Source organism: Pseudomonas sp. Sample_16 (assembly GCF_004307665.1).
Classification (GTDB): domain Bacteria; phylum Pseudomonadota; class Gammaproteobacteria; order Pseudomonadales; family Pseudomonadaceae; genus Aquipseudomonas.
Genome location: NZ_RCOB01000167.1, coordinates 24117 through 27254, shown reverse-complemented (window position 1 = coordinate 27254; position 3138 = coordinate 24117). Strand labels below are relative to the sequence as shown.

Genomic DNA, 3138 nt, shown 5'->3' with positions numbered 1-3138 from the left:
CTTCGCCGGTGACCAGCGACACCGGGCAGCCATGGGTGGCGGTGCGGTCGGCGGCGTCGGCGCTGTCGCCGTTGGGGGTTTTCGCTTGCGCAGGGACATCATCCTGATGTTCCTGGCGAGCCAGACGGGTCATGGCTGCGGACTTGTTACGAGCGATGGCGACGGGGTTGTCCACCAGCACATCTGCCGACCCTGTCGGGCTGATGCGCATTGGCACCGCAGGCGCGGGTTTCAGGGGCGCGTTGCGGACATTGATCACCACGGGTTTGAGAGCGCCCGCGTGGCTGGACAGATCAGAGCGGCGGGCCAGTTCGGCCAGGCGCAAACCTGCTGCTGCGAGCCATCGTCGGGTGCGTTCGGACTTGATCTTCGCCAGCACCTTGGTGCTGATGCCGAGACCCAGGCCGGCAGGACCGGTCAAGCGCACGAGCAGGAAACTGATCAACAACTCTGTACGAATTTGCGCCACGACTTCAGCGATGTACTGCGGCGGCAACATCCTCAGCCAACTGGTAAAGGCCGCCAGATGAATGAACATCAACGGCTCGTCGCTCAACACCAGCAACACGTTGGCGATCGCTTCAGCCGAGGCGTTCAGCAGCGTGGCGAGTTCGACTTCGCTCAGGTATTGAAGGAGTTTTTCGCTGTTGGCCTGCAGGTCTGCCATCAGGGCAAAGACCTGCTTCACGTCATCCCATAGACCCTGCAGCGTTTTCTCGAACCCAAGCCAGTCCGCTTGCTGCAACAGGCCGTAGCGCTGGATGAAATCCGCCTCGGAAAAGTGGCTCCACTGCGGTTCAAACTCGAGGGTCCATTCGTTGCGCAACCAGCCTTCCAGCTCATCGACAACGTCCTGGTAAGAGTCGTACAGCGCTTTGACGTGTTCGCGGGTTACGTTGGGAAAAAAAGTGATGCGGTAGCGCTTGCCACGCCAGCAATCAGGGACGTTGAGGATGCCGCTCGGGCCAATGGTTTGATGGATCGGCTCGCCGTATTTCGCGCCGTCGGCACCTTCGGATATCAACGGTTCGAGCTTGACCGGGGTATTGCCGATGGGCACGAAGCGCGCGGCTTCGAACATGTGCACCAAGGTCAACGGGCCGCTGGCGGGGCATGTGGCAACCGTGGAGCTGACGGGTGTGGTGGAGTTTTTCGGGGCGCTCAGGCGGACTTCGTTGCCGACCTTGAACACTTGCTCGACAGCCAGTGTCCCGCCAGTCCAGAAATTTTCCGCCCAGGATTGATAGTCGTTGAGGCAGAGGCGGAAATCACCGAGCACCGCTTCGACGTCCGGTCGCTGCGGGTTCATGGCAGCGACCACCAGCAGGCCGATGGTGTTGTTCAAGGCCAGCAGCTTGTCTGGATCAAACATTCGCGGGGTTTCGCCTGGAGAAATAGGCGGGAAACTTTGCGTTGGATCAGGCGTGAAAGAAGTCGGGAAAATTGGAGTTTTCTGTAGGGCGAATCGCTAAATCAGTGTCGCCGCTTCGTCATGGGGCGGGTTTTGCCCGTTGCCCTGGGGCTGCCACGCTCGCTATGCTGCTGAAACCTTTAATCCATCACGGAACGGCCGCACCTGAGCCGCCTGGGATATCGTTCAATACGGATCAGATGCGATGAATGCACCGCTGAAAGAATTCGGCCCGATCAAGGCCGTGATTTTCGATATGGACGGCTTGTTGCTGGACACCGAGGGCATTTACACCGAAGTCACGGCTCTGATCGCTGCACGCTATGGGCGAACTTTCGACTGGAGCCTCAAGCAGAACATCATCGGTCGTGGCGCGGGTGATCTGGCGCGCTACGTGGTCGAGGCGCTGGAGCTGCCGATCAGTGCCGAGGAATTCCTGGTGATCCGCGAACCGCTGATGCGCGAGCGTTTTCCTACAGCGCAGGCGATGCCTGGCGCGCAGGAATTGGTTCGGCATCTGAAGGCGCACAACATTCCGATTGCCGTCGGCACCAGTTCTTCGAGCCAGTCGTTCGGTCAGAAAACCACGTTGCATCGCGACTGGTTCGCCTTGTTCGATTTCATCGTCACCGCCGATGACCCGGACGTGGGCGCGGCCAAACCTGCACCGGATATCTTTCTGACTGCCGCGCGGCGCCTGGGCGTTGCTCCCCGGGATTGTCTGGTGTTCGAAGATTCACCGTTCGGTGTCACGGCGGCGAAGGCAGCGGGGATGACCGCGATCGCGATTCCGGACGCGGCCATGGCTGACGAAAAGTACGCACACGCCGATGGCATTCTTCGTACGCTCAAATCCTTCAAGCCGGGCGCCTTTGGCTTGCCGGCGCTGGAATGGGCCTGACATCTGTAGGCATTTGATCGGCGACTAATTCCAGGCGTACTTCATCCGTTCTCTGAACAGACAACTTTTGAGGTACGTCCGGTGACCCCGCTGACTTTGCTGTGCCTGCCTTATTCTGGCGCGAGCGCCATGGTCTATAGCCGCTGGCGGCGCAAACTGCCGGAGTGGATCAAGCTGCAACCGGTGGAATTGCCGGGGCGTGGCGCGCGCTACGGCGAGCCGTTGCACACCGACATGCGCCGCCTGGCCCTGCAATTGGCCCACGAACAAAAAGCCATGCTCAAGGCACCGTATGCCTTGTTCGGCCATAGCCTGGGTGCCTTGCTCGCCTGTGAGATGGCCCATGCGTTTCGTTCGCTGGGCGTTGCGGAACCGGTGGCCTTGTTCGCCTCCGGCACCGCTGCACCAACCATGCGTCTGGAATACGACCGTGGTTTTGCCGAGCCGAAAACCGATGCCGAATTGATCGAGCAACTGCGCAGCCTCAATGGCACCCGCGAAGAAGTGCTGGCCAATCAGGAACTGATGAGCCTGACACTGCCGATCCTGCGCGCCGACTTCCAGCTCTGCGGACGTTTCGAGCCGATCCAGCGACCACTGCTCAAGTGTCCGGTGCACGTACTCGGCGGCAAGGCAGACCGAGCGACCACCGAGCAGTTGATCGGCTGGAGCAAGGAAACCCACGGCAGCTTTTCCTTAGACATGCTCGCTGGCGGGCACTTCTTCATTCATGAGCATGAAGCCAAGGTACTCAAGGTGATCAAGGATCAGCTCGACGTTCATCATCGACGGCACGCTATGGCCGTCACTGCCTGACCCCGATTCT

Annotated in this window: 2 protein-coding genes and 1 pseudogene; 2 read left to right on the top strand and 1 reads right to left on the bottom strand. The window is 60.2% G+C overall.

Annotation, left to right across the window (positions count from 1 at the left end; all coding sequences use genetic code 11):
• A pseudogene (locus tag D8U69_RS21430) lies at positions 1 to 1372 on the bottom strand (type IV secretion protein Rhs); the annotation flags it as partial.
• 244 nt (positions 1373 to 1616) lie between these two features.
• Between D8U69_RS21430 and D8U69_RS21425 the strand changes: the two are divergent.
• Entirely contained in the window at positions 1617 to 2312 is a 696-nt protein-coding gene (locus D8U69_RS21425; protein WP_130904170.1) for an HAD-IA family hydrolase, read from the top strand.
• An 81-nt stretch (positions 2313 to 2393) separates the two neighbouring features.
• A complete protein-coding gene (locus D8U69_RS21420) occupies positions 2394 to 3128 on the top strand; it encodes an alpha/beta fold hydrolase (protein WP_056854883.1) in 735 nt (244 codons plus the stop codon).
• Positions 3129 to 3138 lie beyond the last annotated feature (10 nt).